General features: G+C 44.3%; 18 protein-coding genes. 13 read left to right on the plus strand and 5 right to left on the minus strand.

Annotated elements, in window-relative coordinates; translation table 11 throughout:
• The first annotated feature begins 3 nt into the window (after positions 1-3).
• The 8 genes from QUB25_RS01350 (at position 4) to QUB25_RS01385 (ending at position 3,312) form a co-directional block, all read left to right on the plus strand.
• Positions 4-381 carry a hypothetical protein gene (locus QUB25_RS01350; protein WP_333181710.1) on the plus strand — a complete coding sequence of 126 codons (378 nt, stop codon included), beginning with the start codon at positions 4-6 and terminating at the stop codon, positions 379-381.
• Between the two features lie 40 nt (positions 382-421).
• Positions 422-649: a hypothetical protein gene (locus QUB25_RS01355; RefSeq protein WP_333181712.1), complete on the plus strand. Its 228-nt coding sequence runs from the start codon at positions 422-424 to the stop codon at positions 647-649.
• A 228-nt stretch (positions 650-877) separates the two neighbouring features.
• The gene (locus QUB25_RS01360; RefSeq protein WP_333181714.1) at positions 878-1,546 is read left to right on the plus strand and encodes an MT-A70 family methyltransferase; all 669 of its coding nucleotides are present in this window, start codon (positions 878-880) and stop codon (positions 1,544-1,546) included.
• A 37-nt stretch (positions 1,547-1,583) separates the two neighbouring features.
• A complete protein-coding gene (locus QUB25_RS01365) occupies positions 1,584-1,832 on the plus strand; it encodes a hypothetical protein (RefSeq protein WP_333181716.1) in 249 nt (82 codons plus the stop codon).
• A gap of 85 nt (positions 1,833-1,917) precedes the next feature.
• Complete coding sequence (locus tag QUB25_RS01370) at positions 1,918-2,310, plus strand: hypothetical protein (protein WP_333181717.1); 393 nt, start codon at positions 1,918-1,920, stop codon at positions 2,308-2,310.
• Complete coding sequence (locus QUB25_RS01375; RefSeq protein ID WP_333181719.1) at positions 2,297-2,509, plus strand: hypothetical protein; 213 nt, start codon at positions 2,297-2,299, stop codon at positions 2,507-2,509. The genes QUB25_RS01370 and QUB25_RS01375 overlap by 14 nt, the downstream gene beginning before the upstream one ends.
• Positions 2,510-2,540: 31 nt before the next feature.
• Entirely contained in the window at positions 2,541-2,924 is a 384-nt protein-coding gene (locus QUB25_RS01380) for a hypothetical protein (RefSeq protein WP_333181721.1), read from the plus strand.
• Between the two features lie 40 nt (positions 2,925-2,964).
• The gene (locus QUB25_RS01385) at positions 2,965-3,312 is read left to right on the plus strand and encodes a hypothetical protein (RefSeq protein ID WP_333181723.1); all 348 of its coding nucleotides are present in this window, start codon (positions 2,965-2,967) and stop codon (positions 3,310-3,312) included.
• 563 nt (positions 3,313-3,875) lie between these two features.
• On the opposite strand, the gene QUB25_RS01390 is transcribed toward QUB25_RS01385, so the two are convergent.
• Both QUB25_RS01390 and QUB25_RS01395 read right to left on the minus strand, forming a co-directional pair.
• Entirely contained in the window at positions 3,876-5,375 is a 1,500-nt protein-coding gene (locus QUB25_RS01390) for a hypothetical protein (RefSeq protein WP_333181725.1), read from the minus strand.
• Positions 5,376-5,894: 519 nt separating this feature from the next.
• Positions 5,895-6,626 (minus strand): hypothetical protein, encoded by a 732-nt coding sequence (locus QUB25_RS01395; protein WP_333181726.1) that lies wholly within the window; start codon positions 6,624-6,626, stop codon positions 5,895-5,897.
• A 221-nt stretch (positions 6,627-6,847) separates the two neighbouring features.
• Here QUB25_RS01395 and QUB25_RS01400 point away from each other — a divergent pair, with 221 nt between their 5' ends.
• The 3 genes from QUB25_RS01400 to QUB25_RS01410 are packed head-to-tail and all read left to right on the plus strand — an operon-like array spanning position 6,848 to position 7,845.
• On the plus strand, positions 6,848-7,261 hold the full coding sequence (locus QUB25_RS01400) for a hypothetical protein (RefSeq protein ID WP_333181728.1): 414 nt from the start codon (positions 6,848-6,850) through the stop codon (positions 7,259-7,261).
• A gap of 51 nt (positions 7,262-7,312) precedes the next feature.
• Complete coding sequence (locus QUB25_RS01405) at positions 7,313-7,618, plus strand: hypothetical protein (RefSeq protein ID WP_333181730.1); 306 nt, start codon at positions 7,313-7,315, stop codon at positions 7,616-7,618.
• Positions 7,615-7,845: an HNH endonuclease gene (locus QUB25_RS01410; RefSeq protein WP_333181731.1), complete on the plus strand. Its 231-nt coding sequence runs from the start codon at positions 7,615-7,617 to the stop codon at positions 7,843-7,845. The genes QUB25_RS01405 and QUB25_RS01410 overlap by 4 nt, the downstream gene beginning before the upstream one ends.
• Before the next feature lie 145 nt (positions 7,846-7,990).
• Here the strand turns inward: QUB25_RS01410 and QUB25_RS01415 are convergent, their stop codons facing one another.
• Both QUB25_RS01415 and QUB25_RS01420 read right to left on the minus strand, forming a co-directional pair.
• On the minus strand, positions 7,991-8,203 hold the full coding sequence (locus tag QUB25_RS01415) for a hypothetical protein (protein ID WP_333181733.1): 213 nt from the start codon (positions 8,201-8,203) through the stop codon (positions 7,991-7,993).
• Positions 8,204-8,552: 349 nt separating this feature from the next.
• Complete coding sequence (locus tag QUB25_RS01420) at positions 8,553-9,845, minus strand: Rieske 2Fe-2S domain-containing protein (protein WP_333181735.1); 1,293 nt, start codon at positions 9,843-9,845, stop codon at positions 8,553-8,555.
• A 338-nt stretch (positions 9,846-10,183) separates the two neighbouring features.
• On the opposite strand from QUB25_RS01420, the gene QUB25_RS01425 reads away from it, so the two are divergent.
• Positions 10,184-13,045: a DEAD/DEAH box helicase gene (locus tag QUB25_RS01425; protein WP_333181737.1), complete on the plus strand. Its 2,862-nt coding sequence runs from the start codon at positions 10,184-10,186 to the stop codon at positions 13,043-13,045.
• Between the two features lie 344 nt (positions 13,046-13,389).
• On the opposite strand, the gene QUB25_RS01430 is transcribed toward QUB25_RS01425, so the two are convergent.
• On the minus strand, positions 13,390-13,998 hold the full coding sequence (locus QUB25_RS01430) for a TetR/AcrR family transcriptional regulator (RefSeq protein WP_333181739.1): 609 nt from the start codon (positions 13,996-13,998) through the stop codon (positions 13,390-13,392).
• Positions 13,999-14,110: 112 nt separating this feature from the next.
• On the opposite strand from QUB25_RS01430, the gene QUB25_RS01435 reads away from it, so the two are divergent.
• Complete coding sequence (locus QUB25_RS01435; protein ID WP_333181741.1) at positions 14,111-14,854, plus strand: 3-oxoacyl-ACP reductase family protein; 744 nt, start codon at positions 14,111-14,113, stop codon at positions 14,852-14,854.
• Positions 14,855-14,985 lie beyond the last annotated feature (131 nt).

Below are 14,985 nucleotides of genomic sequence, written 5' to 3' on the forward strand. Positions count from 1 at the left end.
CACATGGCGGTTATTCTGCCTATTATCCAAGAAAATAGAGGCACACCAATGACAAAAAATAAAGTTTTTGAAATAGTTCGCAGACAAATTACTCTATTGTTTAGAGAAGCGGAAAAAGAAAACCTTTCTCCTGACCAATTTGCTGTAAAAATTTGGTTGGGAACAATTCTAGGACACATCTCGGAAATAACTCTAGTGTCAATATTGTTTGAAAAGGCTACTAATGTCAGTCCTGAAGAAACCTACCAAATGATAAGCGATTTGGCTGGTCGATCGAAATTACGCGAAGTAGATGCAGTTAAACGTGCAATTTCGTTAATTATCCAAGGTTTGCAAATTCTTGATAGCGAATCAAAATCTACAAATCAGTCAGGAAAATGACAAATTACAAAGCAGAGTAACAAAAGTGAGGAATAAGTAAATGAAAACGAAGCATACACCCGGAAAATGGAAAGCTCAAGGTGAGTTCATAGGAACAGACGAGGAAGATTCTCAAACAATCGCTTATCTAAGTTGCCACAGAAACAATACTCGAAGAACAGACTTAGAAACAAATGCCAATGCTAAGTTAATTGCGAATGCCCCAGATTTGCTAAAAATTCTTGTAGATTTATTGGCAAAAATTGGAGATATGAGTGTTGATGATTAAGCTGAGTGTTTTAACACAAGCAGCCAAATAATTGAGATTGAAAATGCCTGCCAAGTAATTAAAGAGATTGACGAAAACATTTTAAAGACCAAACAACTTAAATGGTTATCAGGAGAGAAAGTTTTTGGTGCGACTGTTTCCCACGATTATCTTTCCGAATCAAAGAAAGAAGAATGACACGAATAAAATTGCAAGTTACACGTTCACGATTGTAGGAAGGAATTGATTATGCGTTATAAATCTGATGACACAATTGGACAACTAAAGTTATCGATCGCACTTCAATTTCTTCCCGATCTTCCTCCCATTCCGCAACAGGATTACCGACTGATTGTACTCGATCCGCCGTGGCAGTTCGATCTCAGGGAATATGACCCAACTCACCGGGGCAGGTGTTCATACCCCTCAATGAAGGATGAAGAAATTCTGAAGATGCCGATTTATGACATCGCCCACGAACACGCTTATGTGCTGCTATGGGTGACGAACAACCATCAATACCTCGGCTTCCGGTGCTTGGAGAAATGGGGATTCACGCATCGATCGACTTTCACATGGGAGAAAGTCACCAAGGATGGCAGACCCCACATCGGAATGGGTCACTACGGGCGCAACTGCACTGAGCACTTCCTGGTAGCTACCAAAGGTGAACCAGGGAGTTTCAGTACCCACGGTCTGACCAACATCCCCAACATCATCAGAGCCCGGAAAGGTAAGCATTCTCAGAAGCCGGAAGAGTTTTGGACGATCGCTAATAAACTCGGAGAAAAACTGGAAAATTGTGAGGAATTGGGGCAATTGTCGCAACCGTCGAGGATTGAGTTGTTTGCCAGAGAACGCCGCTCGAATTGGGATTGCTGGGGAGCTGAAGTTCAACCGATTGATGCTTCGCTGTAAAGTGTCGATTTTACACCACTACCAAATTACAAAACCTATGAAACCTGATGAATTGCCAGACATGAATGTGACCGGATTAGTAACACTCTCTGATTTCTATGCACATCAGCATGAAGTAATCGAAACCGCACTGAAAAATGCTGAGATTCCCCATCAGATAGAGCTTTATCCCCCGAATGCCGAGAAAACGTGGAGAGATGGCGCTTTCCGAGTTTATGTGCCTTCTGAGTATGTTAAGTCAGGTAGAGAACTCTGTATTGCAATCGAATTTAGTTCAGTTTTCTAGCCTAACTAATAGCGTAATAACTGGGTCGCTGCCAGTTCAAATCCATCATGCTTCGCTCTGAATTTGTGAGTTTTTAGCATGAAAAATGAGCGAATTAGAGTTAGACATATTCTCCGAACAGGGTTCTTGGAGAACTAAAGAAGGTAAATCAATCCCCTATCTAAGAGAGCGTTGTCAGCTTCTCATTGATGACGGCTGGAATGATTACTACCTTCAAATCACGAAATGGCCCAAAAATACCACAATTGAAATCTCGGTGGTTAGTGGAGATCCGGGTTATGACGCAGAAAGCCGATGGTCAAAGGAGCAAGTTTATCGTTTAGCAAAGTTATCCCATACAGAATTTGCTAGACGAAAAGCTGAATTGATTCAAGATGCGATCGAATTTGCCAACAATCTGGTTATTTGTTTGGTAGCCCACAACCTTATTAGCGCAATAATTGGATCGCTTCCAGTTATAACCAATGTCTTCATCTGACACCAATATTTTAGGACTTCAAAGAGTAGCAGACTTTCCATCCAATCAGCATCCCACGGTTGTTACTGCCATCAACAGAATCCCTCACCAACTAGAGTTTTACGTGTATCAAGGCAAATTTAGCCTCTATGTTCCACCTGAGAATCTTGAGGCAGCCAAAGTTTTGTGTGAGCCAATCCCAAAAGTTTCAACTCTCTAGCGTAATAACTGGGTCGCTCCCAGTTCTTCTCATGCCTTACTACATTTTGGTTACGAACGAACAAGAGATAGATGTCTACACCACTCCCGAAATGCTCACCACAGAAGAAATTCAAGATTTGGTTGGCATTGAAGGAGAGCCAGCCACTTTTGAAGTGCTAGATTCTTCTAACTTTTCTGATCCCAAGATTGTCATAATTTGTGATGATGACCTGGAACCGAAAGGGCTGAAACCGACTTGTGTAACTAAAAAGGGACACGTGATTTTCGGTCAGGTAGTTATTCTTGGAACTAATCAATCCTTGGAAGATTTGTGTTTGCTAAATCTTGAACAAGTAAAAATGGTGAAGGAAGAACTCAAACTGCATCCAAAACCCGATCCCAAAGCAAATTTTAGTGCTTCGCTGTGGGGTTGAGATTTTCTCTAATTCAACACCGTTTACCACAGGAGCCGTTATGCAATTTTACGTTTTAATTAACTCAACAGGGATTCAAGAAGTAGCAGCAACTGAACTGCCACAAATCCCAGAAATTCAAAAGCTTGTAGGAATTCCAGGGCAAGAAGCGTTCTTTGAGGCGGTCTACCACTGTTATTCTGACCCATCACTTGCTGTTTTGTGTGACGATGACTTCTTGCGGAAGGCTCATCAGCCAACTATGCTTACTCCAAAGCGCGTGATCCTTCAAGGACAAGTTCTTGTTGTGGCGATCGATCCACAAATGGAAGATTTCTGTTTGTTGACTCAGCAGCAGGTAGAGTTGGTGAAACGAGAAACCAAACTCTATCAAGCAAATTCACGTTAGCTCTAACGAATCATGCCCCTCATTCTGGGGCTTGATTCCAAATACCTATCAAAAGAACAACAACCAAGAAAATGGATAACAATCTGTAAAGGGACAAGAATTGCGAGGTTTGCTGCTGATTCTAGGGATTGATACGAACGAAAAGTTTTTGGCGTTGCTGCTCCACGGTATGAATAAACTTTTCCCTTGATGTTACAAAACTCACCCTTCGAGGGCTTATAGCAATTCCGAAATTTTCTATTCATACCCTGATTAAGCAACACCAAGTTTTTCTTAATAAGTGCAATTCAAGTTAAATCCATAATCCCTCAACTTCTCAGAAACTATGACTAAAGTATCGTAGCTGGCGGGTGCGTAGCGATCGATAGTCAGTAATTAGCATCAATAAAGCTCGGAGATTTTCAACTTATTTTTTTCATATCCTGATTAAGCAACGCCCTTCATCTCTATCCTGCAGGGCTTCAATCTTTTTCCCGAGGCTTCTCCAACGGTTGCCAGTGCGAACGTGCTGCTAAAAACGGCAACGGTGAGGAAGTTCGCAAACTGTCGTTGGGGATGTGCCATCATCGTTGTTTTGGTCGGGTAGAGACTCGGTTTTTGAGCGGCGGCGGTGTCTTGTCGGTATAGGTAAATGGTAGCCCTCTGTTGCTCTTTAATCTCTCCTCCAACCATTTGGGTTTCTCGCTAAACGATATCGACATCGTACCGTCGGGAGCAACGCGATACAGCCATTTTGCGCCCGGACAAATAGACGACTTCATATCGGGAACCGATGCCGGCCATTTTCCCGTTTTGGCTGCTACTGCTTTGACTTGCAAAATTTTCTGAGTCAATTCCAAATCCAGCATATATTTTGCTGCTTTACTGGTTTGACTAGGGAAATTTGTAGATGTCCTACCTATATAATTCCACCACGCGAAGTCCTTTGCCGTGACTGAATCAGAAGCGCAAACATTCTGCTGGCGAGATGCTGCAAGCGATCGTTTATAAACTTGATAAGTATCGATGGCACAAAAGCGAATATAAGGTTTGATCACCGGCTTGAACCACACCAGGACATGAGATAAAGTCCAGTCTAAGATTTTTTCTTGTAAAGTTGGGGGATCGTTAATTTCCCTTGGAAATGTCTGAAATAGTGAAAGTATTCCCTCATTACTAGAAACGCCTGATGCTTCTAGTATCGAAGACCACGAGTATTTCCAAACGAAGTCTTGCGAAAATTTGAACTTAGACAAATATTCTCCCTGCAAGGATGCCAATATCGACTCGCGGTAATCGTGTTCCAGCAAGCGCTGCTGCCACTGGGCGGGAAGGATCTCGGCTTTCCGCATCACCCCTACTGGATATTTAGCCACAATCAAAGCCACAAGTTGAGGGATTAGAAGGGGGCTTTCTGTTAAAGGCTGGTTGATTTTCCAGGATACTTCCAGCATTTCTGCTGCTGCTTCCGTCTGACCTTTACGGTATTTTTCGAGAATGTCTAGGGCTAAAACTCGTTGGAAATTAACCTGCGATAAATAAGCGGGTAGGGGAGCCGTCACATCTCCTTCCACAATCCAGGTAATATCTGTTCCCCAGTGCGGTACTTCATTATTTAAAACCTGCTGGCGAAGTTCTGCTAAAGCCGTTTGCCGTCCGGCGAGATAGCGTTGTAATTTCTCTGAAGGTGGATTTACGGTATCGTTTGGTTTGGAAATCTCAGCATCTAGGTACTGAGTTAATTCTTGTCTGATTTCTTCAAATGCCTTTTGATCGTCCTCTGAAGACCTAAAATCAGCCCTAGACCTGATGGAGCGATCGACAGAATAGAAACTTGCCCCGGCTCCACCGATCCCCACTTTAGCGAGGGACGCCGCCAGCTTCAACGCCGCATCATTCGGCTCTGTTTTGGGAAACCGTTGGGCATAAGCTGCTAAATCCTGCTCGATTTCTTTTTCATGCACAGAGGCGATATAGTTGCCACCCACAATCCAAACTGCCAGCAGTCCCGCCAACCGAACAGCCGAACCACCCAGAAATTTAAGGCACTTTTTCGGTCGGGACGATGGGTTTTGAATGCCCATAAACTCCTCCTTCGCACGCTCACACCTGAAGATGAGCCCCAGAATCAATTTGAACAATTGTCTTCTACATTCGCCGGTTCTCGATACTTTTAAAAGTTAAATCTTGTTAAGATGAATTGCATCGAGTGGCGAGATTCATTTGGCGATCGCTCGTAGGTAATTTTGAAGTATTGGGTATTGAGTATTGGGTTCGCGACCTAAATCTTACGATGACTGGTTCTACCACTGTGTCTCTTAGATGGATGCCAGAGGATATGTCCCGGACATGGACTCGGTTTCCGAGACGGCAAGGTTTGCAAACGCAGTGAGTGAATTATTACGTAGCTTGCGGGCGCGTAGCGCATCGCATTCTGGACGGGGATGCGTAGCACGGGCGAGGGCGCTTTCCGCCATCGACATTCCTAATTCGTTACTGGCACTGTCACTGCCCTCCGCATCGGCATTGGCAGTGTCCAGGGACGCGACTAAAGTTTGATCTACCACCGTTTTACCAATCAGGAAGAAGAAAATGCCTCAAACTCATGTAAAGGTAACTCCTGGCGATCGCTCTTGATTCATCAAATCCTGTACTTCGTGAGTTAGTCTTTGGGCTTCCTCAGCGCTCAGAGAATCTTTATTATTTAGATTCAGGTAATCAGCGAAGAATCCTGCAATTACATAACTTTGCCAGATAAACAGTTCATTTTTGGTTCCGGCAATGGGGCGGTCAAAACTTTCGCCTACATGGAAAATCGAATTATCTTCAGGATTTCCATAGAATTTGGGTGATTCCTTCTTAATGGGACTGCTAAAAACTTTGTAGCGTTTCCTGACAACCGAAGTTAAATGGGTAATTTTGACTCCCACAGGTGGATTATCTTTGTCCCGGTAGTTACCTTGGTTCATCCAAGCATTGAAAGCATCTATATTGCCAGATACTTGATAGCGATCGCCTTCCTCGCTCTGATTTCCATAGGTAGACAGTAGCATTCCTTTGAATAACTTAAAAACCTCTTCATCTGATTGATTCATAGAAAAAGAGCAATCCTTTAAGATTTCTTTACAGCCCGTCAGAACTTTCCAAGCATCTGTTACACTTGTATGAACTGATAAGGGTTTACTAGAAACTAGATGAGCCTTTTTACTTCTAATTCCTAAGTAAACTGTGTGACGATCGCTTATCATCGCCGGAGTGATATAACAACCAGTAACCAACTTTTGATTTGGATCGAATCCCAATCCCGCCTCTCTTCTCCGTTTAGCTTCACCCATATTCCCTCTAATTAAGAATCAATAGGAAGTTTCTAGTTTAACGCTAATTCATTTACTTGGTGAACAACTACTTCATTTACACAAAAACGTTCTTGGCTATGTTTCTAACTATGTTTTTGGTAACGTTTCTTGTAATGTTTCTGATGTTCCGCTGAGGTTGAACATTGTAAAAATTCTTTATATGCTTCGCTGTAAAATATTGATTCCTTAGTGGTTTAATTATGAAGTCGCTTAATTTGCCCATGCCAGAGAAAGTCGAACACCAACTGAGACTGTTGCCCGTGACCGATAAAGGTTGGAAGCTCAATGACCACCCAGAGCGAGGAGAAGAACTTGTATCTTGCGAAGTTACTCATGAAATCGTTGCTCCTGATTTCATCCCTGGTGACATAGCAAAGTTAGTTTTCTATGCAATTCAGAATTATGTGACGATCGGAGAAGCAGCAATCTGCATCTACCAAACCAAAGAAAGTGCCTGGAATGACGCTTGTTTTGATGCAAGGATTGAACTAGGTTTGCCAGATTTGGCAGAATCAAATGAGAAAAGTGATGAATGTGACGCATCCCGCAAGTTACAAATAACAGAAAAAGCCACAGCCTTAATTAGTTCATTAAAGTGGTGGTCAGTTATTTGATTGGGTAGAGGTTCTACATTAAAATTAGTGTAGAATTTCTTCAAAACTATTATGAACTGCGAAATTACTTTTGGCAGATTAATCAAAAATGCCCGATTGTATCAATCTAGGAGTAAAACAAAGTTGGCTCAGAAATTGACCGCTCGAACTGGAAGGAATGTAAGTTTCTGTGAAGTCAGTCGAATCGAAAATGATTGCGCTGACATTCCGTATGAAGAGTGGGGGTGGTTAATCGCCACCCTGGCAGCAGTTTTTGACGCTGACCTAGCCTGGTTTCAGGAGATCGATGATTGTACACCACTAAAAACTTTGGACACTTCTCAAGCAATTTTCCCAATTTATCTCGAAAATCCATGAGTTACAAAGTTGTTTACTTGCACAGGATTGTTGCCGAACAATCGATCGGCCGCAAGCTCAGACCAGGTGAAATTGTCCACCACCTTGATGAAGATAAATCTAATAACTCACCAGAAAACTTGGTGGTTTGTTCGAGTGCTTCAGTACATCGGCAATATCACATCCGGTCACTGCATCAGAAAATGGAAGCCTCGCGACTGGTTAGGGAAGGCGATTTGTGGTTCTGAGGAAAGTCCACGCATCCCTCACAGTACCGATGCGTGGGTCTGCTGAAACCGGGCTATCCGAAAAAGAGGAAAAACGCATGAATACGAAAATGTTGGCAGTCCCAGTTTGGTCGGAAAGAGGGTAAAATTATCTTCAACTCAAGCGTTAAATAGGGTTGCGGAATTGTTGTTGTGCCCAGTCCAACAGTTCGTCATAGCTGGAATAAGCGCACAGTATCCGTGACTTATCGCCTTTTTTTCTTACCGCAATCACTTTGCCTATTCTATCTTCAAAACCGGGATTCCCGGTCATTTCTTCTAGCTCTAACTCAAAGAATTTAAGAGCTTGAATGAATTGAGAAATCTTATTGCCTTCCATTAGTTAATACCTTTTTAATTTAATTAGTTCATCATAACACAGGATTCATTTTAACTTCTCCGTCGTATCCTTACGCACATTATAAAAAGAAAATCCGTTGAGCTTTAGAAACAGGAAAATCGTTGACTTTGAGCTTCCTATATAGTTTGAAAATCCAGAAGCTTTGTGGCTACTGGTTTATATGACTGGCATATTTAGCTTTTCAAGCCGTAACTCAGCAACGTCACAAAATGATTGTTTAAAATAGGAAATTACCTAGGGTAATTAGTATATTTATCTTGTGAGCACCTGTTGGCTCATTTAGTAGATTTGAGCAGGAAACTGCTGCAAAAGTGACTGAAAATTGCCTTTATCTGCGTGCATGAATGTAGTCCACAAAGTAGAATCTAGGACGAAGCCAGAATCTCAGCCAAGTGTAAGCTCCTAGACCTAATAGCGCTATCACAATTAAGGGTAAGCCCACATAAAGTCGCAATTCATCAGGAAAGAGAGCAACAGCGCAAACAGTAATCACAAAGTAGACTAAAAGCAATGCTTGTAAGCGTTGCACGACCGAAAGTGCTTTTCGACAGCTACTACAGTGTTGGGTGTGTTGTTGGTAGCGATCTAGTGTTTGTTGGCGATCGTTATTGATATTCCGTGTCGGTGGAACATTGATTCCAACTTCACTCCAGGGTAGTTGTCCGTGACAATAGCGGTCAAACCAATTCCTAAACTCAATTACGAAACGGTCTGCACTTGTAGGTAACTTATAGGCAGTTTTCCAGCTTTGGGTAGATTTTGCTTGTTGGAGAAAATACTCTTGCTGCTGTAGAAGAACCATATCTCCCTCAATAACAAGATTGCGATTGGTGATGTGATCCCACCAACGGGGTTTGAAACGCTGGAGGGTTTGACCAAAGTTACGGGGAAATAGAGCGACAATTCTAGACTTCCCAGGAGACAGAGGTATACAGTAGGTGAGCAATCCAAACTTTTTGCTGCCATCGCCAAAACTGAACGCATACTCTAAGCGACAAGGTGGTTCAAAAGTGATTTTTGTTTGAAAAGGCCCAACGATTGCCCCTTCAATCAAATTGGGTGTTGATTGCACGATTTGGAACGCCATCGGTCTGGCTTGTTTGCGATTGCCCTGCACGCCGTGATGAGCAAAAGGAACATGGCTCGGATCTGCCACATTTTCCACAAGGGTTTCCCAGTCATATTCTAAATCTCGTATAAAAGAAGACCAAACAAACCCTTTAGCTGCATCTATCTGCGGTGATAAAGGTAAGGGTGTATTTGCAGCTTGTTCGCTTGATTTTGCGTCTGGCCAAATCCAGAGTAAATCCTGTTGCTGACGAACTGGTAGTGCTACAGCACACAGATTTTCTTTATTCTTGCTTACAAGTTCTGGATTTTCCGCTTGGGGAATATGAGTACAAATTCCCTGCTCATCAAATTGCCAACCGTGATAGCTACACATTAAATTCCCTGTTTCGTCATCAATGCGTCCCTCACTTAGGGGCGCAAGGCGGTGGGGACATCGATCTAAAAACACTTGGAAAGTTTCAGATGATTTGGGTTTCCAGATAACTAAACGCAGTCCCAAAAGTGTTACTGAAGTTGGTTGCTTGGGATCTAAGTCTTCGAGTGGTATCATAGGATACCAATGCTCAAAAAAATTGAATTCTGGTTTCATTTGGCAAAAATTAGGGGGTTGGGGGTAGGGAAAGAAAAAGACCTCCAAGTTCCCTTGGATTAACCTGCACGCTCACACAAGAAATGGAGGTGTCCTTATATTTTACCCCACACGTTCGGCAGCAACGCCGGCATTCCGCTGCGGATTATTCAAAAATCAGTTCAAATCAATTGCCCCGTGCCGATTCCTGAGAGCGATCGCAAATCCCAAAGTCAATGATGCCGCGCTCTTAGGTAGAGAATACCAGCAATCTTGGAGAAGAAGCTTATGATGAAGCAATTGGTGTTATCCCCAAAACCATGACAAACCCCGAACCCGTTGACTATGCTGCTCTTATCCGCGCTGTGACTCCCAACAGCGAACGAAAGCATCCTGAGTGGTTAGACCCCGGACAGCAGCTCTTTTCTCCCAAGTACGGACAAGGCACGGTTATTTCTTGGGTAGGTAACACACTTATAGTCAAGTTTCCCGGATACTCGATTCCCATTCAATACAAAAATTGGCAGCAAGCTGTTGAAAGGAATGAAATCGCCCCTGGGGAGGCATCTAAAACACCTGAATCCTTATCCGAAGCTGAAGAAAAGGGTGCAGGTGAAGTAGAATCTGCTAGCGTTTCTCAGGTAAGTGCAGCAGAAATTGCCGCTATTCCTCAACCCAAATTTAGAGCGATCGCGCTTGAGTTAGCTTCACATCTTAGCGCTGTTCACATTACCCCTCCCGCCTCTGGTTCGTTGTCTGTCATTCCACAGGACTTACCCTTCCCCTTACAAAATGCTCTTCGGGGATTGGGAATTAAGGAACTGTATTCGCATCAAATTGAAGCCTTAGATTGCTTGCGTCAGGGCTGCGATTTGAGTATTGTGACTCCCACAGCATCGGGAAAAACCCTGTGTTACAACCTCGTAATTCTCGAAGATTGTCTGAAGAATCCCCAAACTTCTGCGCTCTATATTTTTCCGCTGAAAGCTCTAGCTTTCGATCAGTTTCGCAAACTCCAGCGCATTGTCGAAACCTTTCCTCAAGAACAGCGGGTAAAAGTAGGGCAAATGACAGGGGATACTCCACGTGACGAACGTTTGAAACTCTTTGTGCCTCGTACCCCCAATATTTTAGCGGTCAGTCCCGACTTGCTGCACTATCAATTATCCAAGATTCCGCGCGTCCCACAATGGGAACCCTGGCGAGAATTTCTGCGACGATTGCGTTGGGTGGTTATTGATGAAAGCCATTCCTATACAGGCGCTTTTGGAGCTCATTTCACTAACCTAATGCGCCGTTTGCGTAGGGCGGTTGACAGCGTGCGAGGCAACAGCAGCAAGCTCCAATTTATTTGTTCTTCCGCTACAATTGGCAACCCGCGATACATGGCAATGCGGTTTAGTGGTAGAACGTCTCAACCCGATCGTCTGCATTTAATTGAAGGTAGCGGGGCGGGTACTGCTGGAAAAACTGTTTTGTGTTTGGCTCCTAGCGACAAAGGGAATTCCGATGCTTGCAACATTGTATTATCTTGGCTGCAACAAGATTTGAGTGGAATTGTGTTTTGCAATAGTAGAGGAGCCGTTAAAAAACTCGTAGATTTAATTCAAAAAGAAAGTACCCGACAGGGAAATAGTTATTTAGCCCAAAAAGTAACGGCTTTTTACGGTTCTTTAAAAAGCGATCGTCGCCAAAATATTATCAACCAACTGCAAAGGGGACAACTTAAAGTAATTATTTCCACATCAGCACTAGAAGCGGGTTTGGATTTACCGGAATTAGATTGCTGTTTGGTGAAGGGATATCCCGGTTCTATTATGTCCTTTCGTCAACGACTAGGACGTGCTGGAAGAATCAGTCCGGGATTGGTAATCTTTTTGCCAGTTGCCCAAAGTTCCTTAGACTACTATTACGGCCAGAATCCCAAACAATTGCTATCAGGAGAAGTAGAAAGCGCCGCATTCAATCCTAATTATCCCACTATTGTGAGCAAACACATTGAATGTTGCTGCGTCGAAAGCGGTTTGCCTGCTGTTGAGGTAGAAAGTCGATTTGATGCTGTGGGAGGTGCCGTTGCTGAGGCACTGCTGGATCAAGACAGACTCTTCCTATCTCCCAATAGTACGCTCCGAGGGTGGGGAAATCCTCATCTAAAAGTCAATATTAGAGGCAACGCTATAGATGCTATTGAATTAATTGATGAGAATACGGGAGAATTCTTTGAAGAAATGTCGCGAGACATTGCCTATCGAGAAGTCTTTCCCGGTGCAATTTATACCGCTTTTGACGAAAGCAACAGTTTAGTTACTTATCGGTGTCAGAGCCTAGATACCGAGCAGAATAAAGCAATACTCCAGCCCTTTGAAGAAGACCCCAGCTTGTTTACCGAACCTGATTTGGGTTTGCAAATCGAACTTTTAGAAAACCTAGAAGCGCCCCGCATTATCCCTACAGGCTTACCAGAAGCGAGGCTGAGATTAACTTTGGGATGGGGGAAGATTACATCAGAAGTAACGGGCTACAAGCTTTTCAAAAGAGAATACCGACCAACTTGCACTAATGTCAAATGCCGTCGCCACAAACAACTTCTTGAAGGTAAAATATGTATGTCTTGTGGTCGGAGTTTGAAATCGATCGAAATAAATAAACTTATTAAATCAGTACCGTTCAATCCGTCTTATCAAATACAATATGAAGCTCCCGTCGTTAAAGTCGAAGTAAATCGGCCTCTGATTGCAGCAATTACAAGTGAAGTTAACCGCCAAAAAGCTAGTGCAAGAACCCAATATGGAGATGATATTCCTCAAGAGCTAAAGGGTTTGTTTTGGGGCAATGCAGTTGGGGTTGCCCTGCACAGTATGGCTCATCAAATTCAATTAGCTGTTCCCCTCGTCGTGCTTTCTTCTACTCACGACGTGAACTGTACGGTAGAGCAAGAGGATTCGGGTATCGTCGCCTATTTTTTTGATACCACAGATGGGGGAAATGGAGCATCTGAAGAAATCGGGAAGCAGTTACCGTTATTCGCTGCTAAAGCCATGTCTCTAGCCTTAAATTGCGAATGCTCTGACGGGTGCCCTAAATGCTTGATTCAGCTTGGTTGTACCCAACAAAACCAGGGACTGCACAAGAAAGTCGGTCTGTTTCTGCTTGAAGCAATAGCTACAAATTCTTCAACTTAACAGCCCGTGCCGATTCCTGGTAAAAATTATTGTGGGATGGTTCACATTACTCGAGCAAACAGCAGTGTTGCACTCGTTGGAGCGCTCCTGGGTGTTGTAAGTGCACTGGTCGGTGCGTATGGTGGTCGGACGGTGTGGATAGCCGCCATTGAGCGGATTGGTGCAATTCCTGCTGCTCTTGTTGAGAATGTTGTCGCGATCGCTCTAGCTGCCCTAATCGTTACTTCGTTGATGTTACTTCCTGGGTAAGTCCTGTGCTGTCAGGGGAAACAGTGCATCTGAGCCGACACTCGCGATCTCGCGCCCTATCTCTGTGCCGAGCTCGTGAGCCTCAATCCCCCTTCTTACATTGGACAGGCGCGCAAAGCCGTCTGAACAACCTGTAGGAGTTCCGCGCGACTGGCTCCACTTGCTGCTTGCACCGACATTCCAAAGTTGACCGTGACGACAAAGCGAGCGAGGGCTGCGGGGTCAGCATCAGAGGGCAAGTCACCTTCTGAGACAGCACGCTCGAAGCGATCGCAGATAGCAGCCTCGCCTGATATGCGGCGCTCTGCCAACTCTTGATGGAGGGGATTGTCTGGATCGACAGAGGAAAGCATACTCTGTGCGTAGAGACATCCTGATGGGTTGCACCGATTAGTTACCAAATCAACAACACCAAGCATCATCCGCTCGATAACTCTCCGGGCAGTTGGCTCGGAGAGTGCTTCACGCAGGTAGGCAGTTTGCTGATCGCGATAGCGATCGAGCGCCTTGCGGAACAAGGTTTCCTTGTTGCCAAAGGTTGCATAGAGACTGGGACGGTTAATGCCCATCGCTTCGGTTAGATCCGTTATGGATGTTCCTAGATAGCCCTTGCGCCAGAATATTTGCAAAGCTTGTTCTAAGGCTTCGTCTATATTAAAAGCGCGAGGTCGTCCCTGCACTCTATGAGGCTTTTTCGTTTCCATACCGTTCAGTATAAAACTTCCTTGACGCCCAGATTTAACCAGGGTATATTTTTTGTACCAATCGGTAAGTAAATCACCGATATCAGCAATTACAAGCCTACCGGAGCAAATCATGACAAAAACACTCGCAGGCAAAGTTGCATTGGTTACGGGTGGATCACGCGGTTTAGGGGCAGCGATCGCCAAACGCCTTGCCCACGATGGGGCAGCAGTTGCTCTCACCTACACCAGTTCGCCCCAAAAAGCTGATGAGGTGGTGCGCGACATTGAGGCGGCAGGGGGAAAAGCTTTGGCAATCCGCGCTGACAGTGCGGATGTGGAAGCGGTGAAACATTCGGTTGCCGAAACCGTAAATAGCTTGGGCCACCTTGACATCCTCGTCAACAACGCGGGGGTTGCAACTTTAGCTGCGATCGATCAGTTCTCGATAGATGAATTTGACCGACTTATTGCGGTGAATGTCAGAGGCGTTTTCGTAGCAACTCAGGAGGCGATTCGCCATATGCGTGAGGGTGGACGGATCATCATGATTGGCAGCATTAATAGTGATTCCACCCCCTTTGCAGGGCTATCGGTCTATGCCTTAACCAAGGGGGCGATCGCCAGCTTTACACGCGGTCTTGCCCGCGATCTTGGACCTCGCGGTATCACCGTTAACAACATCCAACCTGGTCCAATTGATACCGATATGAATCCCGCAGACGGAGACTTTGCCGAGGGACTCAAAAAGATCATTGCCCTCGGTCGCTACGGACGGGATAACGAGGTTGCTAGCATGGTTTCTTATCTTGCCAGTCCTGAAGCCGCCTTTGTCACTGCCGCAAGCCTCAAGATTGATGGCGGATGTACAGCCTAAACGAGATGTCATCAGGCTTGCAATCACTAAACTTTATTCAAAAAAACATCATTAATGTCACAAAAACTCTCAGGAAAAATCGATGCGGATACATTGTTTCATGCCCATTCCAGAGATCTCTCCATAATATC

The organism is Microcoleus sp. B3-D7, from assembly GCF_036705305.1.
GTDB lineage: Bacteria > Cyanobacteriota > Cyanobacteriia > Cyanobacteriales > Microcoleaceae > Microcoleus.